Source organism: Aeromonas sp. FDAARGOS 1408 (genome assembly GCF_019048665.1).
GTDB classification, from domain to species: domain Bacteria; phylum Pseudomonadota; class Gammaproteobacteria; order Enterobacterales; family Aeromonadaceae; genus Aeromonas; species Aeromonas dhakensis.
Genome location: NZ_CP077394.1, coordinates 3,837,501 through 3,861,639, shown reverse-complemented (window position 1 = coordinate 3,861,639; position 24,139 = coordinate 3,837,501). Strand labels below are relative to the sequence as shown.

Annotated in this window: 39 protein-coding genes (1 of these 39 running past the window's edge); 34 read left to right on the top strand and 5 right to left on the bottom strand. The window is 57.6% G+C overall.

Going from position 1 to position 24,139, the window contains the following annotated elements; genetic code table 11:
• The gene (gpsA, locus tag I6L38_RS17860; protein WP_024941541.1) at positions 1–1,005 is read left to right on the top strand and encodes an NAD(P)H-dependent glycerol-3-phosphate dehydrogenase; all 1,005 of its coding nucleotides are present in this window, start codon (positions 1–3) and stop codon (positions 1,003–1,005) included.
• 83 nt (positions 1,006–1,088) lie between these two features.
• On the opposite strand, the gene nfuA is transcribed toward gpsA, so the two are convergent.
• On the bottom strand, positions 1,089–1,667 hold the full coding sequence (nfuA, locus tag I6L38_RS17855; protein WP_005307891.1) for a Fe-S biogenesis protein NfuA: 579 nt from the start codon (positions 1,665–1,667) through the stop codon (positions 1,089–1,091).
• Between the two features lie 80 nt (positions 1,668–1,747).
• A complete protein-coding gene (locus I6L38_RS17850; protein ID WP_201990199.1) occupies positions 1,748–2,476 on the bottom strand; it encodes a ComF family protein in 729 nt (242 codons plus the stop codon).
• Between the two features lie 37 nt (positions 2,477–2,513).
• Between I6L38_RS17850 and bioH the strand changes: the two genes are divergently transcribed.
• From bioH to I6L38_RS17830, 4 genes are all read left to right on the top strand, one after another.
• Entirely contained in the window at positions 2,514–3,278 is a 765-nt protein-coding gene (gene bioH, locus I6L38_RS17845) for a pimeloyl-ACP methyl ester esterase BioH (RefSeq protein ID WP_201971818.1), read from the top strand.
• A gap of 71 nt (positions 3,279–3,349) precedes the next feature.
• The gene (locus I6L38_RS17840) at positions 3,350–3,583 is read left to right on the top strand and encodes a flagellar basal body rod C-terminal domain-containing protein (protein WP_005307918.1); all 234 of its coding nucleotides are present in this window, start codon (positions 3,350–3,352) and stop codon (positions 3,581–3,583) included.
• A 1-nt stretch (position 3,584) separates the two neighbouring features.
• The gene (locus I6L38_RS17835) at positions 3,585–4,382 is read left to right on the top strand and encodes a putative metalloprotease CJM1_0395 family protein (protein WP_017778594.1); all 798 of its coding nucleotides are present in this window, start codon (positions 3,585–3,587) and stop codon (positions 4,380–4,382) included.
• Between the two features lie 88 nt (positions 4,383–4,470).
• Positions 4,471–4,749, top strand: coding sequence for a hypothetical protein (locus I6L38_RS17830; RefSeq protein WP_005307922.1), 279 nt, complete (start codon positions 4,471–4,473; stop codon positions 4,747–4,749).
• 58 nt (positions 4,750–4,807) lie between these two features.
• On the opposite strand, the gene I6L38_RS17825 is transcribed toward I6L38_RS17830, so the two are convergent.
• Both I6L38_RS17825 and greB read right to left on the bottom strand, forming a co-directional pair.
• Entirely contained in the window at positions 4,808–7,117 is a 2,310-nt protein-coding gene (locus I6L38_RS17825; protein WP_201882176.1) for a Tex family protein, read from the bottom strand.
• 279 nt (positions 7,118–7,396) lie between these two features.
• On the bottom strand, positions 7,397–7,870 hold the full coding sequence (gene greB, locus I6L38_RS17820) for a transcription elongation factor GreB (protein WP_011704309.1): 474 nt from the start codon (positions 7,868–7,870) through the stop codon (positions 7,397–7,399).
• A 225-nt stretch (positions 7,871–8,095) separates the two neighbouring features.
• Between greB and ompR the strand changes: the two genes are divergently transcribed.
• Both ompR and envZ read left to right on the top strand, forming a co-directional pair.
• Positions 8,096–8,815: a two-component system response regulator OmpR gene (gene ompR / locus I6L38_RS17815; RefSeq protein ID WP_005307934.1), complete on the top strand. Its 720-nt coding sequence runs from the start codon at positions 8,096–8,098 to the stop codon at positions 8,813–8,815.
• On the top strand, positions 8,812–10,122 hold the full coding sequence (gene envZ, locus I6L38_RS17810) for a two-component system sensor histidine kinase EnvZ (RefSeq protein WP_010635419.1): 1,311 nt from the start codon (positions 8,812–8,814) through the stop codon (positions 10,120–10,122). Before ompR ends, envZ begins: the two co-directional genes overlap by 4 nt.
• A 37-nt stretch (positions 10,123–10,159) precedes the next feature.
• On the opposite strand, the gene I6L38_RS17805 is transcribed toward envZ, so the two are convergent.
• Complete coding sequence (locus I6L38_RS17805) at positions 10,160–11,074, bottom strand: DMT family transporter (RefSeq protein ID WP_010635418.1); 915 nt, start codon at positions 11,072–11,074, stop codon at positions 10,160–10,162.
• 356 nt (positions 11,075–11,430) lie between these two features.
• Here I6L38_RS17805 and rpsJ point away from each other — a divergent pair, with 356 nt between their 5' ends.
• The 27 genes from rpsJ to rpoA all read left to right on the top strand — a co-directional run.
• The gene (gene rpsJ / locus I6L38_RS17800; protein ID WP_005307944.1) at positions 11,431–11,742 is read left to right on the top strand and encodes a 30S ribosomal protein S10; all 312 of its coding nucleotides are present in this window, start codon (positions 11,431–11,433) and stop codon (positions 11,740–11,742) included.
• A gap of 22 nt (positions 11,743–11,764) precedes the next feature.
• Positions 11,765–12,397, top strand: a complete 633-nt coding sequence (gene rplC / locus I6L38_RS17795; RefSeq protein WP_005307947.1) for a 50S ribosomal protein L3 — start codon at positions 11,765–11,767, stop codon at positions 12,395–12,397.
• 17 nt (positions 12,398–12,414) lie between these two features.
• Positions 12,415–13,020, top strand: a complete 606-nt coding sequence (gene rplD, locus I6L38_RS17790; RefSeq protein WP_005307949.1) for a 50S ribosomal protein L4 — start codon at positions 12,415–12,417, stop codon at positions 13,018–13,020.
• On the top strand, positions 13,020–13,319 hold the full coding sequence (rplW, locus tag I6L38_RS17785) for a 50S ribosomal protein L23 (RefSeq protein WP_342690021.1): 300 nt from the start codon (positions 13,020–13,022) through the stop codon (positions 13,317–13,319). Before rplD ends, rplW begins: the two co-directional genes overlap by 1 nt.
• Positions 13,320–13,334: 15 nt before the next feature.
• The gene (gene rplB / locus I6L38_RS17780; RefSeq protein WP_005307957.1) at positions 13,335–14,156 is read left to right on the top strand and encodes a 50S ribosomal protein L2; all 822 of its coding nucleotides are present in this window, start codon (positions 13,335–13,337) and stop codon (positions 14,154–14,156) included.
• A 22-nt stretch (positions 14,157–14,178) separates the two neighbouring features.
• Entirely contained in the window at positions 14,179–14,457 is a 279-nt protein-coding gene (rpsS, locus tag I6L38_RS17775; protein ID WP_005307960.1) for a 30S ribosomal protein S19, read from the top strand.
• A 10-nt stretch (positions 14,458–14,467) separates the two neighbouring features.
• A complete protein-coding gene (gene rplV / locus I6L38_RS17770; RefSeq protein ID WP_005319741.1) occupies positions 14,468–14,812 on the top strand; it encodes a 50S ribosomal protein L22 in 345 nt (114 codons plus the stop codon).
• Between the two features lie 3 nt (positions 14,813–14,815).
• Positions 14,816–15,529 carry a 30S ribosomal protein S3 gene (rpsC, locus tag I6L38_RS17765; RefSeq protein ID WP_005307962.1) on the top strand — a complete coding sequence of 238 codons (714 nt, stop codon included), beginning with the start codon at positions 14,816–14,818 and terminating at the stop codon, positions 15,527–15,529.
• A 13-nt stretch (positions 15,530–15,542) separates the two neighbouring features.
• Positions 15,543–15,956 (top strand): 50S ribosomal protein L16, encoded by a 414-nt coding sequence (gene rplP, locus I6L38_RS17760; protein ID WP_005307963.1) that lies wholly within the window; start codon positions 15,543–15,545, stop codon positions 15,954–15,956.
• Positions 15,956–16,147 (top strand): 50S ribosomal protein L29, encoded by a 192-nt coding sequence (gene rpmC / locus I6L38_RS17755; protein WP_005307965.1) that lies wholly within the window; start codon positions 15,956–15,958, stop codon positions 16,145–16,147. The genes rplP and rpmC overlap by 1 nt, the downstream gene beginning before the upstream one ends.
• Positions 16,147–16,395, top strand: coding sequence for a 30S ribosomal protein S17 (gene rpsQ / locus I6L38_RS17750; RefSeq protein ID WP_005307966.1), 249 nt, complete (start codon positions 16,147–16,149; stop codon positions 16,393–16,395). The genes rpmC and rpsQ overlap by 1 nt, the downstream gene beginning before the upstream one ends.
• Before the next feature lie 147 nt (positions 16,396–16,542).
• On the top strand, positions 16,543–16,911 hold the full coding sequence (gene rplN, locus I6L38_RS17745) for a 50S ribosomal protein L14 (RefSeq protein WP_005307975.1): 369 nt from the start codon (positions 16,543–16,545) through the stop codon (positions 16,909–16,911).
• Positions 16,912–16,922: 11 nt separating this feature from the next.
• Positions 16,923–17,240 (top strand): 50S ribosomal protein L24, encoded by a 318-nt coding sequence (rplX, locus tag I6L38_RS17740; protein ID WP_005307977.1) that lies wholly within the window; start codon positions 16,923–16,925, stop codon positions 17,238–17,240.
• A gap of 13 nt (positions 17,241–17,253) precedes the next feature.
• Entirely contained in the window at positions 17,254–17,793 is a 540-nt protein-coding gene (gene rplE, locus I6L38_RS17735; protein ID WP_005307978.1) for a 50S ribosomal protein L5, read from the top strand.
• A gap of 10 nt (positions 17,794–17,803) precedes the next feature.
• Positions 17,804–18,109 carry a 30S ribosomal protein S14 gene (gene rpsN / locus I6L38_RS17730; protein ID WP_005307979.1) on the top strand — a complete coding sequence of 102 codons (306 nt, stop codon included), beginning with the start codon at positions 17,804–17,806 and terminating at the stop codon, positions 18,107–18,109.
• A 20-nt stretch (positions 18,110–18,129) separates the two neighbouring features.
• A complete protein-coding gene (gene rpsH / locus I6L38_RS17725; protein WP_005307980.1) occupies positions 18,130–18,522 on the top strand; it encodes a 30S ribosomal protein S8 in 393 nt (130 codons plus the stop codon).
• Positions 18,523–18,535: 13 nt separating this feature from the next.
• The gene (rplF, locus tag I6L38_RS17720) at positions 18,536–19,069 is read left to right on the top strand and encodes a 50S ribosomal protein L6 (RefSeq protein ID WP_005307981.1); all 534 of its coding nucleotides are present in this window, start codon (positions 18,536–18,538) and stop codon (positions 19,067–19,069) included.
• Positions 19,070–19,078: 9 nt separating this feature from the next.
• On the top strand, positions 19,079–19,432 hold the full coding sequence (gene rplR, locus I6L38_RS17715; RefSeq protein ID WP_005340606.1) for a 50S ribosomal protein L18: 354 nt from the start codon (positions 19,079–19,081) through the stop codon (positions 19,430–19,432).
• Positions 19,433–19,446: 14 nt separating this feature from the next.
• Positions 19,447–19,947, top strand: coding sequence for a 30S ribosomal protein S5 (gene rpsE, locus I6L38_RS17710; protein ID WP_005307983.1), 501 nt, complete (start codon positions 19,447–19,449; stop codon positions 19,945–19,947).
• Positions 19,948–19,953: 6 nt separating this feature from the next.
• Positions 19,954–20,133, top strand: a complete 180-nt coding sequence (rpmD, locus tag I6L38_RS17705) for a 50S ribosomal protein L30 (RefSeq protein ID WP_005307985.1) — start codon at positions 19,954–19,956, stop codon at positions 20,131–20,133.
• A gap of 2 nt (positions 20,134–20,135) precedes the next feature.
• The gene (gene rplO, locus I6L38_RS17700; protein ID WP_005307987.1) at positions 20,136–20,573 is read left to right on the top strand and encodes a 50S ribosomal protein L15; all 438 of its coding nucleotides are present in this window, start codon (positions 20,136–20,138) and stop codon (positions 20,571–20,573) included.
• 8 nt (positions 20,574–20,581) lie between these two features.
• Positions 20,582–21,910 (top strand): preprotein translocase subunit SecY, encoded by a 1,329-nt coding sequence (secY, locus tag I6L38_RS17695; protein ID WP_123246570.1) that lies wholly within the window; start codon positions 20,582–20,584, stop codon positions 21,908–21,910.
• A gap of 27 nt (positions 21,911–21,937) precedes the next feature.
• Entirely contained in the window at positions 21,938–22,051 is a 114-nt protein-coding gene (rpmJ, locus tag I6L38_RS17690) for a 50S ribosomal protein L36 (protein ID WP_005319705.1), read from the top strand.
• A 139-nt stretch (positions 22,052–22,190) separates the two neighbouring features.
• Complete coding sequence (rpsM, locus tag I6L38_RS17685) at positions 22,191–22,547, top strand: 30S ribosomal protein S13 (protein WP_005307991.1); 357 nt, start codon at positions 22,191–22,193, stop codon at positions 22,545–22,547.
• A gap of 14 nt (positions 22,548–22,561) precedes the next feature.
• Entirely contained in the window at positions 22,562–22,951 is a 390-nt protein-coding gene (gene rpsK / locus I6L38_RS17680; protein ID WP_005307993.1) for a 30S ribosomal protein S11, read from the top strand.
• A 39-nt stretch (positions 22,952–22,990) separates the two neighbouring features.
• A complete protein-coding gene (rpsD, locus tag I6L38_RS17675) occupies positions 22,991–23,611 on the top strand; it encodes a 30S ribosomal protein S4 (protein ID WP_005307996.1) in 621 nt (206 codons plus the stop codon).
• Positions 23,612–23,636: 25 nt separating this feature from the next.
• A protein-coding gene (rpoA, locus tag I6L38_RS17670; protein WP_005307997.1) for a DNA-directed RNA polymerase subunit alpha crosses the window boundary here: on the top strand, positions 23,637–24,139 show its 5' portion. Its footprint extends 487 nt past the window's final position; only the first 503 of its 990 coding nucleotides appear in the window; its start codon is at positions 23,637–23,639; the stop codon falls past the right edge of the window.

Genomic DNA, 24,139 nt, shown 5'->3' with positions numbered 1-24,139 from the left:
ATGGCCGACCAGATCGCTATCTCGGTCTTGGGGGCGGGGTCTTACGGCTCCGCCCTTGCCATTTCTCTGGCGCGCAACGGTCATCCGACCCTGCTGTGGGGTCACGATCCCGCCCATGTCGCCGAGCTGGAACAGGACCGCTGCAACAAGGCATTCTTGCCGGATGTCCCCTTTCCCGCCGATCTGCAGCTGACCGCGGATCTGCAACAGGCGGTACAAGCCGCCCCCGTACTGCTGCTGGTGGTGCCAAGCCATGTGTTTGGTCAGGTGCTGGCCCGGGTCAAACCCTTCCTGCGCCCCGATACCCGTATCGCCTGGGCCACCAAGGGGCTGGAGCCGGACAGCGGCCGCCTGCTGCAAGACGTGGCGCGCGAGGTGCTGGGTGACGAGATGCCGCTGGCGGTGATCTCCGGTCCTACCTTCGCCAAGGAGCTGGCCGCCGGTTTGCCGACCGCCATCTCGGTGGCCTCGACCCACGACGACTTCGCCGACGATCTCTCCCTGCTGCTGCACTGTGGCCGCTCGTTCCGGGTCTATACCAATCCGGACTTCATCGGTCTGCAGCTGGGCGGGGCGGTCAAGAACGTCATCGCCATCGGCGCCGGTCTCTCCGACGGGCTGGGTTTTGGCGCCAACGCCAGGACTGCGCTCATCACCCGTGGCCTGGTAGAGATGCAGCGCCTCGGCGCCGCGCTCGGGGCCGACGCCAAGACCTTCATGGGGATGGCAGGGCTCGGGGATCTGGTGCTGACCTGTACCGACAACCAGTCGCGCAACCGTCGCTTCGGGTTGGCCCTCGGGGCTGGCAAGGATGTGAACACCGCCATGACCGAGATCGGTCAGGTGGTGGAAGGCTATCGCAACACCAAGGAGGTGCATCTGCTGGCGGCCCGCTGTGGCGTCGAGATGCCCATCTGCGAGCAGATCTTCAAGGTGCTGTACGAAGGCAAGAATCCGAAAGAGGCGGCCATTGCCCTGCTGTCGCGAGACAAGAAGGACGAATAATCTGCCTGCCGCAGAATGCAAAAGGCCCCGCCAGCTGGCGGGGCCTTTTCTTTGCAGCATGTTTTTACCACAAGGGCAGCAAATCAGTAGTAGGAGTGATCGCCGCGCTGGTGCTCGGTGGCATCCTTGACGCCGTTGAGCTCGCCCGGGAACTTCTCCAGCAGCTGCTTCTCGATCCCCTCTTTCAGGGTGTAATCGACCATGGAGCAACCGTTGCAACCACCGCCGAACTGCAGGATGGCCAGCTTGTCCTCGGTCAGTTCGACCAGGGTGACCTTGCCGCCGTGACCGGCCAGCATGGGGTTCACCTCGGACATCAACACGTACTCGATACGGTCGATCAGCGGGGCGTCGTCGGCCACTTTGCGCATCTTGGCGTTCGGGGCTTTCAGGGTGAGCTGGGAGCCCATCTGATCGGTGACGAAGTCGATGGTGGCATCCACCAGGAAGGGGGCGCTCAGGGGATCGACCATGCAGTCGAAGCCGCTGAAGGGCAGGTGTTGATCTTCCGGATCGACCGCGTCGGGTGGGCAGTATGATACGCCGCACTCGGCATTCTGGGTTCCCGGATTGACCACAAACACCCGGATATTAGTGCCGTCAGGCTGTTTTTCCAGCAATTTACGGAAATGGGCCTGGGCGGTGTCGGAAATGCTGATCATCACTATCCTCATAAACCTGAGTGTACGACTAGGGTATTCATGATAACTCTGTTGGCAAGGCTTGGGTAGCATGCCGTTGGCTACTTGAGGTGCTTGAGGGTACGACAGACGGCCCACACTTCCACCTTTGTGACTCCGCTCTCATGGAGCAAACGGGTGAGATGGCCGGCGGTCGCACCCGTGGTGACCACATCGTCGAGCAGCGCAACGTGCTGGTAGGCGTGGGGGCGGATCTGGAAGGCGCCGCGCAGATTGCGCCGCCGCTGGCCGGCACTGAGCTTGGTCTGCTGCGGGGTTGCCCTGACCCGGCGCAGCAGCCGATTATCGCAGGGGATGCCGGTCAGCTCGCCGAGGGCGCGGGCTATCTCTTCCGCCTGATTGAAGCCGCGCCACCACTGGCGCCACCAGTGCAGGGGGACTGGAATGATGGCCTGTGGCGGCTCGCGGCAATCCAGATGATCCGCCAGCACCCTGGCGAGCAGCGGGGCCAACAGGATCTGGCCGGAATACTTCAGCCGTGGGATCAGCATGGGGTAGGGCGGCCGGTAGTCACCGATGACCTGTAGTCGCTCCCAGGGCGGCGGCCTGCGCTGGCAGCGACCGCAGATCGGCTCGCGTGCTTCATCCAGTGCCGGCAAGGGGGCAGCACACAAGCGGCAGCTGTGGTCAGCCTGCTGCAGGGCCAGTCGACACCAGCTGCACAATAGGGGATCAACATCGCAAGGTTGCTGGCAGAGCAGGCAGCTGCCCTGCCAGTCGGCATGACTGCCGAGGATCGGACTTGCTTTGGCGAGCAGCCGCTTTAACATGCTGACCCCAACAGAGTGAACAGGATCTTGAGTCTAGATGAGCGTATCGGTAGAGCGGTTTGGTCAGGGGCCCGATCTGGTGCTGTTGCACGGATGGGGGATGAATGGCGCGGTCTGGCACGGAATTGTGCCGGCCCTGGCGGCTCGCTATCGCGTCCATCTGGTGGATCTGCCAGGCTTTGGCAATAGCCCGCTGGCGGGTGAGGCCGAGTACAGTCTGCCCTGGCTGGCGGAACAAGTTGCTGCCATCCTGCCGGAGAGGTGCCATTTGTTGGGTTGGTCCCTCGGTGGTCTGGTGGCCAGCCAATTGGCCTTGAATCATCCCGAGCGACTGCACTCTCTCATCACTGTGGCCAGCTCACCCTGTTTCATGGCCCGCGACGAGTGGCCGGGGATCGCCCCCAAGGTGCTGACCGGGTTCAACCAGATGTTGGCGGGAGACTTCAAGCAGACCATTGAACGCTTCCTGGCGATCCAGGCCATGGGCAGCGAACACGCCAGAGATGACATCCGTCAGCTGCGCCACTGGCTGGCGGAGCGGCCCGCTCCACAGCTGGCCGCGCTGGAGGCGGGGCTCGGTTTGCTGGCCGATGTCGATCTGCGTGATGAGCTGGTGCAGTTGAACCTGCCCTGGCTGCGGGTCTACGGCCGGCTGGATTCGCTGGTGCCCAAAGCCTCCATTCCTCTGCTGGACGAGCGCTACCCGGCCAGCCGCAGTGTGGTGCTGGAAAAGGCCTCACACGCGCCCTTTATTTCTCATCCACAGCAGTTCATTGAAATCATTGAACATTTTGTAGGTTGAAAAATAGCCAATTTGCTTCATTAATCCTCTGGGGTGACGGATAATTAATCCAGTGTCAGAGGAGAATTGTCATGCGTATAGATTCTGCATTGAACAGCGGTGTACAGGGGTTCCAGCGTGCGGAGCAGATCGCCGACAAGGCATCCAATCAGATCGCCAGGCTCAACACCCCGAGCGGTGACAAGGTGCAGTTGCCCGAGGAACTGGTGAACCTCAAGAGTGCCGAGGTGCAGGCCGGTGCCTCCGCCAAGGTGATCCAGACCGCCAGCGACATGATGGGAACCCTGATCGACATCCGGGTGTGACATGAACATCAATGTCAGTCTGCCAACCATCATTCCCAACCAGCTGCAACCGCAGACGGAATCGGCACGTACTGACAATCGCCGCGCAGCCCTCATCCCCCAGAGCCGCCAGACCGAGGCCTTCAATGCCGAGCCCGAGGTCGGCTCCCAGAAAGACAAATCCAGATCCACTCAGGCCAACGCCAATCAGACCTCCCAGCAGGCACGGGAGGGCTCCCAGACCGGCAACCCGCAGGCTGCCGTCGACAACCGTTTCGTCGAGGCCACCGGTGAAGACGGCCAACGCAACAAGCAGCAGGATCCCAAACAACAAGAACAGCAGCAGAAACAGGAGCTGCAGGTCAAGGAGCTGGCAGACAGGGATCAGGAGGTGCGAACCCACGAGCAGGCGCATCAGAGCACCGGCGGTCAGTATGCCGGCAGCCCGACCTACCAGTTTGCCATGGGGCCGGATGGCAAACGCTATGCCACCGGTGGCGGCGTTTCCATCGACATCAGCGTCATTCCCGGCGACCCCAGGGCCACCATCGCCAAGATGCAGCAGGTACGTGCCGCCGCACTGGCGCCGGCACAACCCTCCTCCCAGGACCTGAGTGTGGCAAGGAGTGCCGCGGCCAAGGAGGCACAGGCCCGCAAGGCGCTGATCTCTGCCGATCCGGACTCCACCTTGAAGGCCGATGGCAGTGCCAAGACCGGGGTGTTGAATGGCTACATGGAGCAGCGCAACCAGGTCATCGCCCAGCGCTATCAGCAGGCGGTCAAGCCAGCGACTCCGCAGAGCTTCAACCTGAGCGTCTGAGCCTGGCAATTCCCCCTGTTTTTCCCCCGCAAGCGACTATTTGCAACTACTCTGAGGGGTAATCCCATCCACACTCACAGGAGTCGTCATGCACTTTGATGAAGTCAAACCGGAAGATTTTGCCACCTTCTCCCGTGTCCCTCCGCCGCACCTCCAGATGGAGCAGTTTTTGATGCAGCTCGGTGGGGGCGGTACCGAAGGCACCCATTTCAAGAAGAAGGTGATGCTGGCGGCAGGGTGGAGTCATACCGGCGTCGTCTCTTATGGCAAATATCCGCAAGAGGCCTGCAAGGCATTCAACCGGCTGCGGGAGGTGCTGGCGGCCCATCAGGAGGCCGACGCCATTCTGAGCGCACTGGCCGAGTGAAGCGGCTGCACCACCGGCACAAAAAAGCCCCTCGCGGGGCTTTTTGCATTCTGGGGGCTTATTTCTTCAGTTTGGAGAGAGCGGCGGCAAAGGCGTTGCCCATGGCGCCGTCGGTCGGGGCGCTCTGACGGGCGGCCTGTTTCGGCTTGGCGTTGCCGGTGTGGTGGCGCGGCTCGGCCGGTTTGCGCGCCGGCTGGCCGGCCTTCTCATCCAGACGCATGGTCAGGCTGATGCGCTTGCGCGGTACGTCCACCTCCAGCACCTTGACCCGGACGATGTCGCCGGCCTTGACCACCTCGCGAGGATCCTTGACGAAGCGATCGGTCAAGGAGGAGATGTGCACCAGGCCGTCCTGATGGACGCCGATGTCGACGAAGGCACCGAAGTTGGTGACGTTGGTGACCACCCCTTCCAGCACCATCTCGGGCACCAGATCGCTGATTTTCTCCACCCCTTCTTTGAAGGTGGCGGTCTTGAACTCGGGGCGCGGGTCGCGGCCCGGCTTGTCCAGCTCGCCGATGATGTCGGTGACGGTGGGCACGCCAAACTGCTCATCGGTGTAGTCGGCGGGTTTGAGGGTGCGCAGCAGGCTGCTGTTGCCGAGCAGGCCGTCCACGGTCTGCTCCAGTTTGGCGAGGATCCGCTCCACCACAGGGTAGGATTCCGGGTGTACCGCCGAGCCGTCCAGCGGGTTGCTGCCGCCACGAATGCGCAGGAAGCCGGCACACTGCTCGAATGCCTTGGGGCCGAGCCGGCTCACTTTCAGCAGTTGCTGGCGGTGCTGGAAGGCGCCGTGTTCGTCCCGGTAGGCGACGATGTTCTGGGCCAGAGTCTGGGAGAGGCCGGAGACCCGGTTGAGCAGGGCGACCGAGGCGGTATTCACATCCACCCCCACCGCGTTCACGCAATCCTCGACCACCGCATCGAGCCGGCGGGCCAGCTGGCTCTGGCCGACATCGTGCTGATACTGACCGACGCCGATGCTCTTGGGATCGATCTTGACCAGCTCGGCCAGCGGATCCTGCAGGCGGCGGGCGATGGAGACGGCGCCGCGCAGGGAGACGTCGAGATCCGGGAATTCCTGGGAGGCAAGCTCGGAAGCGGAGTAGACCGATGCCCCCGCTTCACTCACCACGATCTTCTGGGCCTTGGTGGCCGGGTAGCGCTCGAACAGATCGCTCACCAGGCGGTCGGTTTCCCGCGAGGCGGTGCCGTTGCCGATGCTGATGAGTTCGACCTTGTGCTTCTGGCACAGCTCGCTCAGGGTCTTGAGGCTCTGGTCAACCTGGCGCTTGGGTTCGAACGGATAGATGGTCGCGGTATCGACCAGCTTGCCTGTGGCATCCACCACGGCCACCTTGACCCCGGTACGGATGCCGGGATCCAGCCCCATAGTGCATCGCATTCCCGCCGGTGCCGCCATCAACAGATCCTTGAGGTTCATGGCGAACACCTTGATCGCCTCCTCTTCCGCCGACTCGCGGATGCGGCCAATGAGCTCGGTCTCCATCTGCAGGGAGAGCTTGATCTTCCAGGTCCAGCTCACCACCCCCTGCAGCCACTTGTCGGCCGGGCGACTCTGCAGGTTCAGTCTGAGGTGATGGGCGATGATCCCCTCGCAGGGGCTGGCGCTCTCGTCGTCACCGGTGACCAGCGCCAGGTTGAGGATCCCCTCGTTGCGGCCGCGCAGCATGGCCAGCACCCGGTGGGAGGGGGCCTTGTGCAGCGGCTCGTCGTGCTCGAAGTAGTCCTTGAATTTGGCCCCTTCCTGCTCCTTGCCTGCCACCACGCGGGCGCGCAGGGTGGCGTTTTGCCACACATAGTCCCGCAGCTTCTCAAGGAGATCCGCCTGCTCGGCGAAGCGCTCCATCAGGATGTAGCGGGCACCGTCGAGGGCGGCCTTGTTGTCGCTGATCCCCTGCTCGGCGTTGAGGAAACGGGCCGCCTCCTGTTCGGGATCTTTCATCGGGTCGCTCAGCAGCAGGTCTGCCAATGGTTCCAGCCCCGCCTCGATGGCCATCTGCCCCTTGGTGCGGCGCTTGGGTTTGTAGGGGAGGTAGAGATCTTCCAGCCTGGTCTTGCTGTCGGCCTCGTTCAGCTCGCGGGCCAGCTCGGGGGTCAGCTTGCCCTGCTCTTCGATGGAGCGCAGGATCACCTGGCGGCGATCCGCCAGTTCGCGCAGGTAACCGAGCCGGCTCTCCAGGGTGCGCAGCTGGCTGTCGTCCAGACCGCCAGTCACCTCTTTGCGGTAACGGGCGATGAAGGGGACGGTGGCGCCTTCGTCCAGCAGGCGAACGGCGGCCTGCACCTGTTCCGGGCGGGCATTCAGCTCACCGGCAATCTGATGTTCTATTACGTGGCTTTGCATCGAGGGTCTCTGTGGTCGGGTCCAGAACAACGGGCTGGCGCGAGGGCGATGTCGCCGGGCAAGAGGCTGTCAGGGCGGTACTCAAGGTATCAGCCAGGCCACTGCCGCGCGGGCCGGTTGGCGCCGCAAGGCGCCGGGTGTGAGCACTATATGGGGTAGGACAGCGGGATGCCAGCCCTGGTAGAGAGGGCGGTGTCCTCCCTGGATGAGAGGCGGAACAAACCCATGCTGGCTGTGGTAGCCGGTTGGCAGGGCAGGTGGCTGTGGCGTGACAGCGGCTTATTTGGGATAGCTGATCTCATTGATGTACCAGCAGGCGTCACCGACTGGCGTACGCACTATGGCCTCGTCACCCACCTCTTTCTTGAGCAGGGCGCGGGCCATGGGGGAGTCGATGGAGATGTAATCCTTGCGCTCGAAGATTTCGTCATAGCCGACGATGCGAAAACGCTTGGTCTCTCCCTCCTCGTTTTCCACCTCGACCCAGGCGCCGAAGAAGACCTTGCCCTCCTGGGCGGGGGAGTAGTCGACGATCCCCAGCTCCTCGAGGCACTTGCGCAGGTAACGGACCCGCCGATCGATCTCCCGCAGCCGCTTCTTGTTGTACTGGTAATCCGCATTCTCGCTGCGATCGCCGAGGCTGGCCGCCCAGGCCACTTTGCGGGTGGTCTCGGGGCGCTCCTCGCGCCAGAGGAAATCGAGCTCCTGCTTGAGCTTGTTGTAGCCTTCACGGGTGATCAACTTGGTCTTCATGGAGGGTCCCTGTGTCGATGGGGCGGATGAGCCTCTTATGGCTCGGCAGATCTTATCCGCTGTCGCCTTGCTGTCGAGCAAAAACTGGCGGGCCGGATGACTCTGGGGGCAGGGAAAAAGTGGCGTCATGCCGGCAGCACGGGCAATAACCGGTAACATATTTATGCTTTGCCGTTACGAGTCCGGGCTCTAGTATTGGCAGCATATCGAGAGGAGAGGCAAGCAATGAGTCAGCAATACAAGGTTCTGGTCGTCGACGATGATTTGAAATTACGTTCCCTGCTGGAGCGCTACCTGACCGAACAGGGGTTCGTGGTTCGGGGCGTCGCCAATGGCGAACAGGCCGACCGCCTGCTGACCCGAGAGAACTTCAGCCTGATGGTGCTCGACCTGATGCTGCCGGGGGAAGACGGCCTCTCCATCTGTCGCCGCCTGCGCGAGGCTGGCAACCAGATCCCGGTGCTGATGCTGACCGCCAAGGGGGATGAGGTGGACCGCATCGTCGGCCTCGAGATGGGAGCCGATGATTACCTGCCCAAGCCGTTCAATCCTCGTGAGCTGCTGGCCCGGATCCGCGCCGTGCTGCGCCGCCACACCGTCGAGTTGCCGGGCGCCCCCTCTACCGCCGAGAAGGTGGTTAGCTTTGGCAGCTACCAGCTCAACCTGGCAACCCGTGAGTTGAGTCGCGATGGCGATCCGGTGGCACTGACCAGCGGCGAATTCGCCGTGCTCAAGGTGCTGGTGAGCCATCCGCGCGAGCCTCTCTCCCGCGACAAGCTGATGAACCTGGCCCGCGGTCGCGAATATACCGCCACAGAGCGCAGCATCGATGTGCAGGTTTCCCGCCTGCGCCGCCTGCTGGAGCAGGACCCGGCGCAGCCTCGTTATCTGCAGACCGTCTGGGGTCTGGGCTATGTGTTCGTGCCGGACGGTGACGGCGAATGAAGAAAGTGAGCAGCATGTTCTCCCGCATGCTCTGGTTTTTGGCCGCCGTGCTGGTGGTCTATCAGTTTGTCTCCTATGCCACCTTCTACAACTATCTGCTGGCGCCGACCGTCAAACAGATCAGCCACCTGCTGGCCAATCAGGTCAAGCTCATCTTCCCGGTCGAGAGCAACCAGCTGGCGCTCAGTGAAGATGCCGAGGCGCTGGTTTACGTGGCGACCGGCAGCGACATCTATACCCAGACCGAGGCGGAGCAGCACGGGCTCAAGGAGTCCAAACCCTACACCTATCTGGAAGAGAGCATCAGTCGCGAGCTGGGGGGCAAGACCAAGGTGCGGGTCGAGATCCAGGACCACTACATCATCTGGATCCAGCCGCCCCAGGCCAACAAGGTGTGGGTGCGCATCCCGCTGACCGAGATCGAGGATGACGACATCGAGCCGCTGATCCTCTACATGAGCGTGCTGCTGGTGGTGACCCTGTTCGCGGCCTGGCGGTTTGCCCGCCAGCTGGTGCGGCCGCTGGAGGAGCTGGAGGCGGGGGCCGTGGCGGTTGCCCGCGGCAACTTCCCCGATGCGCTGGGGGAGCAGGGCTCGCGGGAGGTGCGCCGGCTGACCCGCACCTTCAACCACATGTCGAGCTCCATCAAGAGCCTTATCGAAGAGCGAAACATGATGATGGCGGGCGTTTCCCACGATCTGCGTACGCCGCTGACCCGTATCCGGCTGGCGACCGAGATGATGTCCTCAGGGGATGAGTATCTCAAGGAGAGCATCAACGCGGACATCGACGAATCGAACGGCATCATCGACCAGTTCATCGATTACATTCGCCCGGACGAGGGGCTGGATACCCAGCCGGTGGACCTGACCCAGCTGATCCACGATGTGCTGCTGGTGCAGACCGACCAGGGGCTGGAGGTGGAGCTCGAGCTGCCAGCCGAGGCGGTGCGGGTCGCCTGCAACCCCATCAGTATCCGGCGCATCCTCAACAACCTGTCGGGCAATTCGTTGCGCTACGGGGCGAGCCGGCTGCAGGCCGAGCTCAAGGATGACGGTCACTGGGTCCGGCTGCGCTTGTCAGATGACGGCCCCGGCATTCCGGAACAGGATTATTACCGGGTACTCAAGCCCTTCACCCAGGGCAACGAGGCGCGTACCGGCAGCGGCAGTGGGCTGGGGCTGGCCATCGTCGCCAAGATCGTCTCCCAGCATCACGGCACCATCAGGCTGGGGCGTGCCGAGCAGGGGGGCTTGCTGGTGGAGATCCGGCTGCCCAAGAACCAGCCGCTGGAGTGGATTGATTGAACGAAGGGCGCATCCGTGGATGCGCCCTTCTGCATTGTCAGGCCTGCGGCTCGGTTGCCTTGCGGTAACGCTTGCCGTATTTCAGCTGCTGGATCAGCAGGGCGGCGACGATGAGCGCCAACCCGATGGGGGTGGCCGGGTGAATTGTCTCGCCGATCAACAGGTTGAGCAGCACCAGCGAGGCAAACGGCGAGATGAAGATTAGATTGCTGATGGGGGCCGTGTTGGTGGCGTGGCGTAGCGCCATCAGCCAGAGCACGAAGCCGAAGCCCATCTCGAACAACCCCACGTAGATGGCGCCGGCCCACCCCTGCCAGGCGGTCATGGCAAAATCGGAGAGCAGCCAGGTCGCCACGACGATGAACGGCAGGCTGATGATGAAGCCGAGCAGCAGGCTGACGATGGGATCTCCCTGATTGCGGGTGTTGAGGATCCAGTAGCCGGCCCAGATGAGGGTTGACACCAGCGCCAGCGTCACGCCGAGGGGGCTGTCGAACTGCAGACCGAACACATCCCCTCTGGTCGCGATCACCAGAGCACCGAAGTATCCCAGCACGATGGCCACCCCGTCGCGGCGGCGCAGCTTCTGGCCGAGGAAGGGGACGGCCAGCAGACTGAGGGTGATGGCCCAGGTGTAGTTGAGGGTCTGCGCCTGCTGGGCGGGCAGCAGATCATACGCCTTGAACAGCAGCAGGTAATAGAGGAAGGGGTTGAGCACCCCCAGCGCCAGATAGTAGAGGGGGCGGCCCTTGATGTAGCTGAGCAGCAGCGGCAGCTTGCCCTGACAGGCCACGATCACCCCCAGCGTCAGGGTCGAGGTGCAGGCCGCGACCAGCAACAGCTGCACCGGCTCGAAGTAGGTGAGAGAGATCTTGAAGGCGCTGGCCACCGTCGACCAGAGGGCGACGGCGCAGAGGCCATATTGATAGGCTTTTTTCTGATCTTTGAGCATGAGAAATCGTTCCGGTGATCAAGGCTGTGGCACAGTCTACCAGCCTGTTTGCAACATTGTCGTTACCCGCGCCGGACGGGGGATCATGTGGCGGCGGCAGAGATCCATCCGTCACATAAAATTGTGCACATTCTGTTCGCCTTCCCTTGCGCAAATTGAAAAAATCCGTATAATCCCCTCCGCTTACCCATGAGGTAAGCCAGACGATATGTCTGCTTGCTGAGTTTTTCGCTTGCGAAGGCCAGCCATACAGTCTCCCCGATATGGGGAGAAACGTGAAAAATCACACCTCTGGCGGGAGTAATCTCGGTCGGGCGGTGCTGATTTATGTTCTTTTATCTATTGGAGCTCTGTCAATGCAGAACCAAAGAATCCGTATCCGCCTGAAGGCTTTTGATCATCGCCTGATCGATCAATCCACTGCGGAAATCGTTGAAACTGCTAAGCGCACTGGCGCGCAGGTTCGCGGTCCTATCCCGCTGCCGACTCGCAAAGAGCGTTTCACCGTTCTGATCTCCCCGCACGTCAACAAAGACGCGCGTGATCAGTACGAGATCCGCACTCACAAGCGTCTGGTAGACATCGTTGAGCCGACTGACAAGACCGTAGACGCTCTGATGCGTCTGGATCTGGCAGCTGGTGTAGACGTCCAGATCAGCCTGGGTTAATTACGGAAAGAGGTTGATAACAATGACAATCGGTCTTGTAGGTCGCAAAGTGGGTATGACTCGCATCTTCACTGAAGATGGCGTTTCTATCCCCGTGACTGTTATCGAAGTTGAAGCTAACCGTGTAACTCAGGTCAAATCTGTAGAAACCGACGGCTACAACGCTATTCAGGTTACCACTGGCTCCAAGAAAGCTAGCCGCGTAACCAAGCCGGAAGCTGGCCACTTCGCCAAAGCTGGTGTAGAAGCCGGTCGTGGTCTGTGGGAATTCCGCCTGAACAACGGTGAAACTTTCACTGTTGGTAGCGAGCTGAAAGTAGATCTTCTCGCTGACGTTAAGCTGGTAGACGTTACCGGCACATCCAAGGGTAAAGGTTTTGCCGGTACTGTTAAGCGCTGGAACTTCCGCACCCAGGATATGACCCACGGTAACTCTCTGTCCCACCGTGTACCTGGCTCCATCGGTCAAAACCAGACCCCGGGCCGTGTATTCAAGGGCAAAAAGATGGCTGGTCACATGGGTGCTGAGCGTGTAACGACTCAGAACCTGGAACTGGTTCGTGTTGACGCTGAACGCAACCTGCTGCTCATCAAAGGCGCAGTACCGGGTGCAACCAACGGCAACGTGATCGTTAAACCTGCCGTCAAAGCGTAACGTCTGAGGAGATAGTAATGGAATTGGTAATGAAAGACGCCAAGAGCGCTCTTGAAGTTTCCGAGACTACCTTCGGGCGCGAATTCAACGAAGCTCTGGTTCACCAGGTTGTCGTTGCTTATGCCGCTGGTGCCCGTCAGGGTACTCGTGCGCAGCTGACTCGCTCTGAAGTGTCTGGTGGCGGCAAAAAGCCGTGGCGTCAGAAGGGTACTGGTCGTGCCCGTGCTGGCTCCATCCGTTCGCCCATTTGGCGTTCCGGTGGTGTGACTTTTGCTGCTAAGCCGCAAGATCACAGCCAGAAAGTAAACAAGAAGATGTACCGCGGCGCTATCCGTAGCATCCTGTCCGAGCTGGTACGTCAAGAGCGCCTGATCGTTGTTGAGAAGTTCGGCATCGAAGCTCCGAAAACCAAAGAACTGATCGCCAAGCTGAAAGAAATGGAACTGTCTGACGTTCTGATCGTGACTGCTGAAGTCGATGAGAACCTGTTCCTGGCTGCTCGTAACCTGTACAAAGTTGACGTGCGTGACGTTGCCGGTATCGACCCGGTCAGCCTGATCGCTTTCGACAAGGTTCTGATGACTGCTGACGCAGTTAAGCAAATCGAGGAGATGCTGGCATGATCCGTGAAGAGCGTCTGCTGAAAGTTCTGAAGGCTCCGCACATCTCTGAAAAGAGCACCATGGTCGCAGAAAAGCAGAACACTATCGTGTTCAAAGTTGCTGTTGATGCCACCAAGGCGGAAGTCAAAGCTGCAGTTGCGAAACTGTTCGAGGTCGAAGTTGAGACCGTCCGTACCCTGAACATGAAGGGTAAGACCAAGCGCGCAGGTGCACGCGTAGGCCGTCGTTCCGATTGGAAAAAGGCTTATGTGACCCTGAAAGCTGGTCAGGACATCGACTTCATGGGCGCAGCCGAGTAAGAGGAGTTCTGAAAAATGGCAATCGTTAAGTGCAAGCCTACTTCTCCGGGCCGCCGCCACGTCGTCAAGATCGTCAACCAAGACCTGTACAAGGGCAAGCCCTTTGCAGCTCTGCTGGACAAGAAAGACAAGTCCGGTGGTCGTAACAACAACGGCCGCATCACCACCCGTCACATCGGCGGTGGTCACAAGCAACACTACCGTATCGTCGACTTCAAGCGCGACAAAGACGGTATCCCGGCCAAAGTAGAGCGCCTGGAATACGATCCGAACCGTACCGCAAACATCGCCCTGGTGCTGTATGCAGACGGTGAGCGTCGTTACATCCTGGCTCCGAAAGGCCTGAAAGCTGGTGATGCAATCGCTTCTGGTGCTGATGCCGCAATCAAGGTAGGTAACACCCTGCCGATGCGCAACATCCCGGTCGGTTCTACCGTTCACGCTGTTGAGATGAAGCCTGGTAAAGGTGCCCAGCTGGCTCGTTCCGCTGGTACTTTCATCCAGATCCTGGCTCGTGAAGGTAACTATGTAACTCTGCGTCTGCGTTCCGGCGAAGTACGTAAAGTTCTGGCCGAGTGCCGCGCCACCATCGGTGAAGTTGGTAACTCCGAGCACATGCTGCGTCAACTGGGTAAAGCCGGTGCAAACCGCTGGCGTGGTATTCGTCCGACCGTTCGCGGTATGGCGATGAACCCGGTAGACCACCCGCACGGTGGTGGTGAGGGTCGTAACAAGGGCATGCAGCCTGTGTCCCCATGGGGCCAGAAGGCTAAAGGCTTCAAGACCCGTAAGAACAAGCGTACCGACAAGTACATCGTACGTCGTCGTAACAAGTAATTGTTAACATAGAGGAATCACCATGCCACGTTCTCTCAAGAAGGGTCCATTTATCGACCTGCACTTGCTGAAGAAGGTAGAGAAAGCGGTGGAAAGCGGGGATAAAAAGCCGGTTAAGACCTGGTCCCGTCGTTCAATGATCATCCCGAACATGATCGGTTTGACCATCGCTGTCCATAATGGTCGTCAGCACGTTCCGGTTTTCGTTACCGAAGAAATGATCGGTCACAAACTGGGTGAATTCGCACCTACTCGTACTTATCGCGGCCATGCTGCTGATAAGAAGGCTAAGAAGCGCTAAGGGATAAATGATGGAAGCTATCGCTAAACACCGTTATGCCCGTACTTCTGCCCAGAAAGCTCGTCTGGTAGCCGATCAAGTACGTGGTCTGTCCGTAGACAAGGCTCTGAACATCCTGACCTTCAGCCCGAAAAAGGCTGCAGTTCTGGTGAAGAAAGTGCTGGAATCTGCCATTGCAAACGCTGAGCACAACGAAGGCGCCGACATCGACGCCCTGCGTGTTGCTACTATCATGGTCGACGAAGGTCCCTCCATGAAGCGCATCCGTCCTCGTGCCAAAGGTCGCGCGGATCGTATCCTCAAGCGTACCGCTCACATCACCGTAGTGGTATCCGACGCTAAGGCTGGGAGATAAGCAATGGGTCAGAAAGTACATCCTAATGGCATTCGCCTGGGTATTACCAAGCCTTGGAATTCTACCTGGTTCGCGAACACCAAAGACTTCGCTGACAACCTGTACAGCGATTTTCAAGTACGCCAGTTCCTGACCAAGGAACTGAAAAACGCGTCCTTGTCCAAGATCACCATCGAGCGTCCGGCCAAGAGCATCCGTGTGACCATTCACACCGCTCGTCCGGGTGTTGTGATCGGTAAGAAAGGCGAAGACGTTGAAAAACTGCGCAAAGCTGTAGCCACTATTGCTGGCGTGCCTGCTCAGATCAACATTTCCGAAGTCCGCAAGCCGGAGCTGGATGGCAAACTGGTTGCCGACAGCATCACTTCCCAGCTGGAGCGTCGCGTAATGTTCCGTCGTGCTATGAAGCGCGCCGTACAAAACGCCATGCGCCTGGGTGCCAAGGGCATCAAGGTGGAAGTTTCCGGTCGTCTGGGCGGCGCTGAAATCGCGCGTACCGAATGGTACCGTGAAGGTCGTGTGCCCCTGCACACCCTGCGTGCCGACATCGACTACGCAACTTCTGAAGCCCACACCACTTACGGTGTGATCGGCGTTAAAGTTTGGATCTTCAAGGGCGAAGTTCTGGGCGGTCTGGCTGCTGTCAACGCTGCCGCTGCTCAAGAGCAAGCTCCTGCGAAGCCCAAGCGTGACAACAAGCGCCGCGCTGCCAAGTAAGGAGATTCGGTAAATGTTGCAACCAAAGCGTACTAAATTCCGCAAGACCCACAAGGGTCGTAACCGCGGTCTGGCCAACTCTGGTAACGAAGTATCCTTCGGTACCTTTGGCCTGAAGGCGACATCCCGTGGCCAGCTGACTGCTCGTCAAATCGAAGCAGCCCGTCGTGCCATGACCCGTCACGTTAAGCGTCAGGGTAAGATCTGGATCCGTGTGTTCCCGGACAAGCCGATTACCGAAAAGCCCCTCGAAGTTCGTATGGGTAAAGGTAAGGGTAACGTGGAATACTGGGTTTGCCCGATCCAGCCTGGCAAGGTTCTGTACGAGATGGACGGTGTACCTGAGGCTCTGGCGCGTGAAGCGTTCGCCCTGGCCGCAGCCAAGCTGTCTGTTCAGACCACTTTCGTAATTAAGACGGTGATGTGATGAAAGCCCAAGATCTGCGTCAAAAGAGCGTCGAAGAACTGAACCAGGAGCTGCTGGGCCTGCTGCGCGAGCAATTCAACATGCGCATGCAAGCTTCCACCGGCCAGCTGGCTCAGACTCACACTCTGAAACAAGTGCGTCGTGACGTCGCACGTATCAAGACTGTACTGACTGAGAAGGCAGGTGCGTAATGACTGATAAAATCCGTACTCTGCAGGGTCGTGTAATCAGCGACAAGATGGACAAGTCCATCACTGTCGCCATCGAGCGCAAGGTAAAGCACCCGATCTACGGTAAGATCATCAAGCGCACTACCAAGCTGCACGTGCATGACGAAAACAACGAATGCAAAGCTGGCGACCTCGTGGAAATCCGCGAATGCCGCCCGCTGTCCAAGACCAAGTCCTGGACCCTGGTTGCCGTTGTAGAAAAGGCCTAATCGGTACTTTGTAGTCTAAACGGCCCCTTGATGGGGCCGTTTGTTTTTTAGGCTACCTTTTCTAAAAATCCTGTGTTATAGTTTCGCGCCTTTTGAAGGCAGCCAGATCCCGAGAGGGATAAGAAGTAAACAAAGCGGAGCACTAAGATGATCCAGATGCAAAGTATGCTGGGTGTTGCCGACAACTCCGGCGCTCGCAGTGTAATGTGTATTAAGGTTCTGGGTGGTTCGCACCGCCGTTACGCCGGCATCGGCGACATCATCAAGGTTTCCATCAAGGAAGCTATTCCTCGCGGTAAAGTGAAGAAAGGTGATGTGTATAACGCGGTGGTCGTACGCACCCGTAAAGGCGTTCGTCGTCCGGACGGCTCTGTCATCCGTTTCGACAACAATGCGGCTGTGTTGCTTAACAACAACCAGCAGCCGATCGGTACTCGTATTTTTGGCCCGGTGACCCGTGAACTGCGTAATGAGAAGTTCATGAAGATTGTGTCCCTGGCACCCGAAGTACTGTAAGGAGTCGAACGATGGCAGCTAAAATCCGTCGCGAAGACGAAGTGATTGTTCTTACCGGCAAAGACAAGGGCAAGCGTGGCAAAGTCACTCAAGTTCTGATTGCTAAAGGTAAGGTAATCGTGGAAGGCATCAACCAGGTGAAGAAACACCAGAAGCCGGTACCCGCACTGGGTCAGGCTGGCGGTATCGTCACCAAAGAAGCCCCCATCGATGTATCTAACGTAGCGCTGTTCAACTCTGCCACTGGCAAAGCTGACCGCGTTGGTTTCCGGATTGAAGACGGCAAAAAAGTTCGCTTCTTCAAATCCACCGGCGAACTTGTGAAGTAATTGGAGTTTAACGATGGCGAAACTGCATGATTACTACAAATCAGATGTAGTAAATGAACTGACCAAGCAGTTCGGTTACAAGACTATCATGCAAGTCCCTCGGATCGAGAAAATCACCCTGAACATGGGTGTTGGTGAAGCGATCTCTGACAAGAAATTGCTGGAAAATGCTGCTGCCGATATGGCTGCCATTTCCGGTCAGAAGCCGCTGATCACCAAAGCTCGCAAATCTGTTGCGGGCTTCAAGATTCGTGAAGGCTACCCGATAGGTTGTAAAGTAACCCTGCGTGGCGAGCGTATGTGGGAGTTCCTGGAACGGCTGATTTGCATCTCCGTACCGCGTATCCGTGACTTCCGTGGCCTGAACGCTAAAGCGTTCGACGGTCGTGGTAACTACTCCATGGGCGTGCGTGAGCAAATCATCTTCCCGGAAATCGACTATGACAAGGTCGATCGCGTTCGTGGTCTGGATATCACCATCACCACTTCCGCGAATACCGATGAAGAAGGCCGTGCTCTGCTGGCTGCCTTTAACTTCCCATTCCGCAAGTAAGGTTAGGGTTATGGCTAAAACATCCATGAAAGCACGTGAAGTAAAGCGTGCGAAGCTGGTAGCCAAGTACGCGACCAAGCGTGCCGAGCTCAAAGCTATCATCGTTGATATGAACGCTTCTGAAGAAGCGCGTTGGGATGCTGTTCTGCAACTGCAACAGCTGCCCCGTGATTCCAGTCCGTCCCGTCAGCGTAACCGTTGCAACATTACTGGTCGTCCGCACGGTTTCCTGCGTAAGTTTGGTCTGTCCCGCATCAAGGTGCGTGAGCATGCCATGAAGGGCGAAATTCCGGGCCTGAAAAAGGCCTCTTGGTAAAGAATCTCGGGAGTTAGACTATGAGCATGCAAGATCCGATCGCGGATATGCTGACCCGCATCCGTAACGGTCAGGCGGCGAGCAAAGTTGCGGTTTCCATGCCTTCTTCCAAGCTGAAAGTGGCTATTGCCAAAGTGCTGAAAGAAGAAGGTTACATCGCTGGCTACTCCGTAGCTGGTGACGTGAAACCGGAACTGGAAATTGAACTGAAATATTTCCAGGGCAAGCCGGTTGTAGAACTGATCCAACGCGTGAGCCGTCCCGGCCTGCGTATTTACAAGCGCACTACTGATCTGCCGAAAGTTATGGGCGGTCTCGGTGTTGCTATCGTGTCCACGTCTAAAGGTGTGATGACTGACCGTGCTGCCCGTAAAGCAAGCATGGGCGGTGAGATCATCTGCTACGTCGCTTAATAGGAGGTAGGAAATGTCTCGTGTTGCTAAGGCACCCGTCACTATTCCTGCTGGCGTAGAGGTGACTCTGAACGGCCAGGAACTGTCCATCAAAGGTGGTAAAGGTTCCCTGGTTCGCTCTATTCACGCCGGTGTAGAAGTGACCAAAGAAGACAATGTACTGAAGTTCGCCCCGCGCGACGGCATCGCTGGTGCTGACGCTCAGGCCGGTACTGCCCGTGCATTGGTCAACAACATGGTAATCGGTGTTACCCAAGGCTTCGAGCGCAAGCTGCAGCTGGTTGGTGTAGGTTATAAAGCCTCCATCAAGGGCAATGCTGTTGCGCTGGCTCTGGGCTTCTCTCACCCGGTAGAGCATGCGCTGCCGGCTGGTGTGACCGCTGAGTGCCCGACTGCCACAGAAATCGTTCTGCGTGGTGTCGACAAGCAGCTGGTTGGCCAAGTCGCCGCCGATATCCGTGCTTACCGCGCTCCGGAGCCCTACAAGGGCAAGGGTGTACGCTATGCCAACGAGCAAGTGCGTACTAAAGAAGCTAAGAAGAAGTAAGGTAACACTATGGACAAGAAAGCAGCTCGTCTCCGTCGTGCTACTCGTGCTCGGAAAAAGATGCAGGAACTGGGAGCTACCCGTCTGGTTGTTCACCGTACCCCGCGTCACATCTATGCGCAGGTTATTGCAGCCAACGGTTCCGAAGTTCTGGCCTCTGCTTCCACAGTAGAGAAGGCCATCAGTGAAGCTCTGAAATACACCGGTAACGCAGATGCTGCTACCGCTGTAGGTAAGGCTATCGCCGAGCGTGCCATTGCCAAAGGCGTTCAGAACGTATCTTTCGATCGTTCCGGTTTCAAGTATCACGGTCGCATCGCTGCTCTGGCAGCTGCTGCACGTGACGCTGGTCTTCAGTTCTAAGCTAGGAGTCGAAGATGGCTAAAGTCGAATCTCAAGCCGGCGAACTGCAAGAAAAGCTGATTGCAGTAAACCGTGTTTCGAAAACTGTTAAAGGTGGTCGTATCATGTCCTTCACCGCGCTGACCGTGGTGGGTGATGGTAACGGCCGTGTAGGTTACGGTTACGGTAAAGCCCGTGAAGTTCCGGCCGCTATTCAAAAAGCGATGGAACAGGCTAAGCGTAACCTGAACAAGGTTGAGCTGAACAACGGCACCCTGCACCACCCGGTGAAAGGTGTTCACTCCGGTTCCACCGTGTTCATGAAGCCGGCCTCTCAAGGTACTGGTATCATCGCAGGCGGCGCTATGCGTGCCGTTCTGGAAGTTGCTGGTATCCACAACGTGCTGGCTAAGACCTACGGTTCCACCAACCCAATCAACGTTGTTCGCGCCACTGTAGACGCTCTGGTTCAGGGTCAATCCCCGGAACAGATCGCTGCCAAGCGTGGTCTGCGCGTTGAAGAAATTCTGGGGTAATGCGACATGGCTAACACTGTAAAAGTAACTCAAACTCGCAGCTCTATCGGCCGTCTGCCAAAGCACAAGGCGACTCTGCGTGGTCTGGGTCTGCGTCGCATTGGTCACACCGTTGAGCTGGAAGATACTCCCTGCGTACGCGGCATGATCAACCAGGTTTATTACATGGTTAAGGTGGAGGGCTAAGCATGCGTCTGAATACTCTGTCTCCGGCCGCTGGTTCCAAGCGCGTTAAGCACCGTCCGGGCCGTGGTATCGGTTCTGGTCTGGGCAAGACCGGTGGTCGTGGTGTTAAAGGTCAAACCTCTCGTTCCGGTGGTGGCAAAGTCCGCAACGGTTTCGAAGGCGGCCAGATGCCTTTGAAAATCCGTCTGCCGAAGTTCGGTTTCTTCTCTCGCAAATCTTTGGTTTCTGCCGAAGTACGCCTGAACGAAATCGCCCTGGTAGAAGGTGATGTGGTCGACGTGAGCACTCTGAAGCAAGCCGGTGTTATTACCAAAAACATCGTGTTCGCTAAAGTTGTTCTGTCTGGCAACATTGACCGTGCTGTGACCGTTCGTGGTCTGTCCGTCACCAAGGGTGCACGTGCAGCCATCGAGGCCGCTGGCGGTAAAATCGAGGAATAATCAGTACAATGGCTAAGAAACCAGGATTGGATGTTAAAGCACAGGGTGGTCTGAGTGAACTGAAGAGCCGTCTGCTCTTCGTTCTCGGGGCGATTATCGTTTTCCGTGCAGGCTCTTATGTGCCGATTCCTGGTATTGACGCCGCCGTACTGGCCGAGTTGTTCCAACAACAGAAGGGCACCATCATTGAGATGTTCAACATGTTCAGTGGTGGTGCACTCTCGCGTGCTTCTATTCTTGCGCTGGGGATCATGCCGTACATTTCGGCCTCGATCATCATCCAGCTGCTGACTGTGGTTCACCCCTCTCTTGCTGAACTCAAGAAAGAAGGTGAATCCGGCCGTCGCAAGATTAGCCAATATACCCGTTGGGGCACGCTGGTTTTGGGAACTTTCCAGGCCATTGGTATTGCAACCGGTCTGCCGAATATGATGCAGGGACTCGTGACTCATCCGGGTTTGGGCTTCTATTTCACAGCCGTTGTGAGTCTGGTCACCGGTACCATGTTCTTGATGTGGTTGGGTGAGCAGATTACCGAGCGTGGGATTGGTAATGGTATCTCGTTGATTATCTTCACAGGTATCGTTGCTGGTCTGCCTCATGCCATTGGCGCTACGGCCGAACAGGCACGTCAAGGGGAATTGCACATCCTGCTGTTGTTGTTGCTGGGCTTGATTGTTTTCGCAGTGACTTACTTTGTGGTGTTCGTGGAGCGTGGTCAGCGTCGTATCGTCGTCAACTATGCCAAGCGTCAACAAGGCCGCCAGGTATTCGCAGCGCAAAGCACACACCTGCCGTTGAAAGTAAATATGGCCGGTGTGATTCCTGCGATTTTCGCATCCAGCATCATCCTCTTCCCGGGGACCATTACCTCTTGGTTTGGTCAGGGCGAGGGCAAGGTCGCCGATATCCTGCAACAGGTCTCTATGGTCCTGCAGCCGGGTCAGCCCTTGTATGAGATGCTCTATGCAGCAGCCATTATCTTCTTCTGCTTCTTCTATACCGCGCTGGTGTTCAACCCCCGCGAGACAGCAGATAACCTGAAGAAGAGTGGAGCCTTTATCCCGGGGATCCGCCCGGGCGAGCAGACAGCACGTTATATCGATAAGGTTATGACCCGCCTGACATTGGCAGGTGCGCTCTATATAACCTTTATCTGTCTGGTACCCCAGTTCCTGATGACTGCCTGGAACGTTCAGTTCTATTTCGGTGGCACCTCGCTGCTGATTATCGTGGTAGTTATCATGGACTTCATGGCTCAGGTTCAGACCCATATGATGTCTCATCAATATGGCGACGTCCTGAGGAAGGCCAACCTGAAGGGCTACGGCCGCTAAAGGTCGGCGTAGTTACGGAGTTAAGCAATGAAAGTTCGTGCTTCCGTTAAGGCAATCTGCCGTAACTGCAAAATCATCAAGCGTCACGGTGTGGTGCGTGTGATTTGCAGCGAGCCAAAGCATAAACAGCGCCAAGGCTAATTTTTTACGGTTAGTACTTGCAACAAATAGTTGTGCTGGCTAATATAGCCAGCCAACTTTTGTTGTGTATTGGTTGACCGCCACGTATCCGCTCACGGGCTTTGTGGTGGTCGTAATCTACTATATGTAGGAGTGAATAGTGGCCCGTATCGCTGGCATTAACATTCCTGACCATAAGCATGCAGTCATCGCTTTGACTGCTATTTATGGCGTCGGTCGTACCCGCTCCAAGGCCATCTGTGCCGCAGCCGGTATCGCTGAGAATGTGAAAATTAAAGACCTGGACGAAGCTCAGATCGAGAGTCTGCGTGAACAAGTAGGTAAATTCACCGTTGAAGGTGACCTGCGTCGTCAGATTTCCATGAACATCAAGCGATTGATGGATCTGGGTTGCTACCGTGGTTTGCGTCACCGTCGTAGCCTGCCTGTTCGTGGTCAACGTACCAAGACCAACGCTCGTACCCGTAAGGGTCCGCGCAAGGCTATCAAGAAGTAACGGGAAGGTAGAAAATGGCTAAAACTCCGACTCGTGCTCGCAAGCGCGTTAAAAAGCAAGTGAGCGACGGTATTGCGCACGTTCATGCATCTTTCAACAACACAATCGTGACCATTACTGACCGTCAGGGCAACGCTCTGTCTTGGGCTACTTCTGGTGGTTCCGGTTTCCGTGGTTCTCGTAAGTCCACCCCGTTCGCTGCTCAGGTAGCTGCCGAGCGCGCTGGTGAGATGGCCAAAGAATATGGCGTGAAGAACCTGGAAGTCATGGTTAAAGGTCCGGGTCCCGGTCGTGAGTCTTCCATCCGCGCTCTGAACGCGGCTGGTTTCCGCATCACTAACATTACTGATGTGACTCCGATCCCGCACAACGGTTGTCGTCCTCCCAAGAAGCGCCGCGTGTAACGCTGTAGCTACTTGGTCTAGGATTGTTGGAGAAAGAAGATGGCAAGATATATCGGTCCTAAGCTTAAGCTTAGCCGTCGTGAGGGCACCGACCTCTTCCTGAAGTCTGGTGTTCGTGCGATTGATTCTAAGTGCAAGATTGACACCGTTCCTGGTCAACACGGTGCGCGTAAAGCGCGTCTGTCTGACTACGGTGTTCAGCTGCGCGAGAAACAAAAAGTTCGTCGTATCTACGGCGTATTGGAAAAACAGTTCCGCAACTACTACCGCGACGCTGCCCGTCAAAAGGGTAACACCGGTGAAAACCTGTTGCAGCTGCTGGAAGGTCGTCTGGACAACGTCGTCTACCGCATGGGCTTCGGTGCTACCCGCGCTGAATCTCGTCAGCTGGTGAGCCACAAGGCCATCATGGTAAACGGTCGCGTTGTGAACATTCCTTCTTTCCAGGTTTCCCCTGAGGACGTGATCTGCGTTCGTGAGAAGGCTAAGAAGCAAGCGCGTATCAAAGCTGCCCTTGAGGTTGCTGGTCAGCGCGAGAAGCCGACTTGGGTAGAGGTTGATGCCGCTAAAATGGAAGGTGCTTTCAAGCGTCTGCCAGAGCGTTCCGACCTGTCTGCCGACATTAACGAACAGCTGATCGTCGAGCTTTACTCCAAGTAAAGCTAGCTTCTAAAGAGAGGACACAATGCTGGGTTCTGTAACAGATTTTCTTAAACCGCGGCTAGTTGACATCGAGCAAGTTAGCCCGACTCATGCGAAAGTGACTCTTGAGCCACTCGAGCGTGGCTTTGGTCACACGCTGGGCAACGCCTTGCGTCGTATTTTGCTGTCTTCTATGCCCGGTTGTGCAGTTACTGAAGTCGAAATTGACGGTGTACTGCATGAGTACAGCAGCAAAGAAGGTGTACAGGAAGACATTCTTGAAATCCTGCTCAACCTGAAAGGTATCGCTGTGAAGCTGGAAGGCAAGGACGAGGTAACTCTGTCCCTGACCAAGTCTGGAACAGGCCCCGTTACCGCTGGTGATATCACTCACGGTGATGAAGTCGAGATCGTAAACCCGGAGCACGTAATCTGCCACCTGACTGGTGCCAATGCTGAAATCAGCATGCGCCTGAAAGTTCAGCGCGGTCGTGGTTATGTGCCTGCTTCTGCTCGTGTTCACAACGATGATGAAGAGCGTCCTAT

Bases quoted from the DNA above. Each gene is read 5' to 3' on its own strand.
- rpmD (WP_005307985.1), top strand. From the start codon at position 19,954: ATGGCTAACACTGTAAAAGTAACTCAAACTCGCAGCTCTATCGGCCGT.
- rpmJ (WP_005319705.1), top strand. From the start codon at position 21,938: ATGAAAGTTCGTGCTTCCGTTAAGGCAATCTGCCGTAACTGCAAAATC.
- I6L38_RS17835 (WP_017778594.1), top strand. From the start codon at position 3,585: ATGAACATCAATGTCAGTCTGCCAACCATCATTCCCAACCAGCTGCAA.
- ompR (WP_005307934.1), top strand. From the start codon at position 8,096: ATGAGTCAGCAATACAAGGTTCTGGTCGTCGACGATGATTTGAAATTA.
- rpsS (WP_005307960.1), top strand. From the start codon at position 14,179: ATGCCACGTTCTCTCAAGAAGGGTCCATTTATCGACCTGCACTTGCTG.
- rpsQ (WP_005307966.1), top strand. From the start codon at position 16,147: ATGACTGATAAAATCCGTACTCTGCAGGGTCGTGTAATCAGCGACAAG.
- rpsH (WP_005307980.1), top strand. From the start codon at position 18,130: ATGAGCATGCAAGATCCGATCGCGGATATGCTGACCCGCATCCGTAAC.
- bioH (WP_201971818.1), top strand. From the start codon at position 2,514: ATGAGCGTATCGGTAGAGCGGTTTGGTCAGGGGCCCGATCTGGTGCTG.
- rpsK (WP_005307993.1), top strand. From the start codon at position 22,562: ATGGCTAAAACTCCGACTCGTGCTCGCAAGCGCGTTAAAAAGCAAGTG.
- gpsA (WP_024941541.1), top strand. From the start codon at position 1: ATGGCCGACCAGATCGCTATCTCGGTCTTGGGGGCGGGGTCTTACGGC.
- rplB (WP_005307957.1), top strand. From the start codon at position 13,335: ATGGCAATCGTTAAGTGCAAGCCTACTTCTCCGGGCCGCCGCCACGTC.
- I6L38_RS17825 (WP_201882176.1), bottom strand. From the start codon at position 7,117: ATGCAAAGCCACGTAATAGAACATCAGATTGCCGGTGAGCTGAATGCC.
- rpmC (WP_005307965.1), top strand. From the start codon at position 15,956: ATGAAAGCCCAAGATCTGCGTCAAAAGAGCGTCGAAGAACTGAACCAG.
- rpsC (WP_005307962.1), top strand. From the start codon at position 14,816: ATGGGTCAGAAAGTACATCCTAATGGCATTCGCCTGGGTATTACCAAG.
- rpsJ (WP_005307944.1), top strand. From the start codon at position 11,431: ATGCAGAACCAAAGAATCCGTATCCGCCTGAAGGCTTTTGATCATCGC.
- I6L38_RS17830 (WP_005307922.1), top strand. From the start codon at position 4,471: ATGCACTTTGATGAAGTCAAACCGGAAGATTTTGCCACCTTCTCCCGT.
- greB (WP_011704309.1), bottom strand. From the start codon at position 7,870: ATGAAGACCAAGTTGATCACCCGTGAAGGCTACAACAAGCTCAAGCAG.
- rplV (WP_005319741.1), top strand. From the start codon at position 14,468: ATGGAAGCTATCGCTAAACACCGTTATGCCCGTACTTCTGCCCAGAAA.
- secY (WP_123246570.1), top strand. From the start codon at position 20,582: ATGGCTAAGAAACCAGGATTGGATGTTAAAGCACAGGGTGGTCTGAGT.
- rplO (WP_005307987.1), top strand. From the start codon at position 20,136: ATGCGTCTGAATACTCTGTCTCCGGCCGCTGGTTCCAAGCGCGTTAAG.
- I6L38_RS17805 (WP_010635418.1), bottom strand. From the start codon at position 11,074: ATGCTCAAAGATCAGAAAAAAGCCTATCAATATGGCCTCTGCGCCGTC.
- rplN (WP_005307975.1), top strand. From the start codon at position 16,543: ATGATCCAGATGCAAAGTATGCTGGGTGTTGCCGACAACTCCGGCGCT.
- I6L38_RS17840 (WP_005307918.1), top strand. From the start codon at position 3,350: ATGCGTATAGATTCTGCATTGAACAGCGGTGTACAGGGGTTCCAGCGT.
- I6L38_RS17850 (WP_201990199.1), bottom strand. From the start codon at position 2,476: ATGTTAAAGCGGCTGCTCGCCAAAGCAAGTCCGATCCTCGGCAGTCAT.
- nfuA (WP_005307891.1), bottom strand. From the start codon at position 1,667: ATGATCAGCATTTCCGACACCGCCCAGGCCCATTTCCGTAAATTGCTG.
- rplP (WP_005307963.1), top strand. From the start codon at position 15,543: ATGTTGCAACCAAAGCGTACTAAATTCCGCAAGACCCACAAGGGTCGT.
- rpsD (WP_005307996.1), top strand. From the start codon at position 22,991: ATGGCAAGATATATCGGTCCTAAGCTTAAGCTTAGCCGTCGTGAGGGC.
- rplR (WP_005340606.1), top strand. From the start codon at position 19,079: ATGGACAAGAAAGCAGCTCGTCTCCGTCGTGCTACTCGTGCTCGGAAA.
- envZ (WP_010635419.1), top strand. From the start codon at position 8,812: ATGAAGAAAGTGAGCAGCATGTTCTCCCGCATGCTCTGGTTTTTGGCC.
- rplX (WP_005307977.1), top strand. From the start codon at position 16,923: ATGGCAGCTAAAATCCGTCGCGAAGACGAAGTGATTGTTCTTACCGGC.
- rplF (WP_005307981.1), top strand. From the start codon at position 18,536: ATGTCTCGTGTTGCTAAGGCACCCGTCACTATTCCTGCTGGCGTAGAG.
- rplD (WP_005307949.1), top strand. From the start codon at position 12,415: ATGGAATTGGTAATGAAAGACGCCAAGAGCGCTCTTGAAGTTTCCGAG.
- rpsE (WP_005307983.1), top strand. From the start codon at position 19,447: ATGGCTAAAGTCGAATCTCAAGCCGGCGAACTGCAAGAAAAGCTGATT.
- rplE (WP_005307978.1), top strand. From the start codon at position 17,254: ATGGCGAAACTGCATGATTACTACAAATCAGATGTAGTAAATGAACTG.
- rplC (WP_005307947.1), top strand. From the start codon at position 11,765: ATGACAATCGGTCTTGTAGGTCGCAAAGTGGGTATGACTCGCATCTTC.
- rpsN (WP_005307979.1), top strand. From the start codon at position 17,804: ATGGCTAAAACATCCATGAAAGCACGTGAAGTAAAGCGTGCGAAGCTG.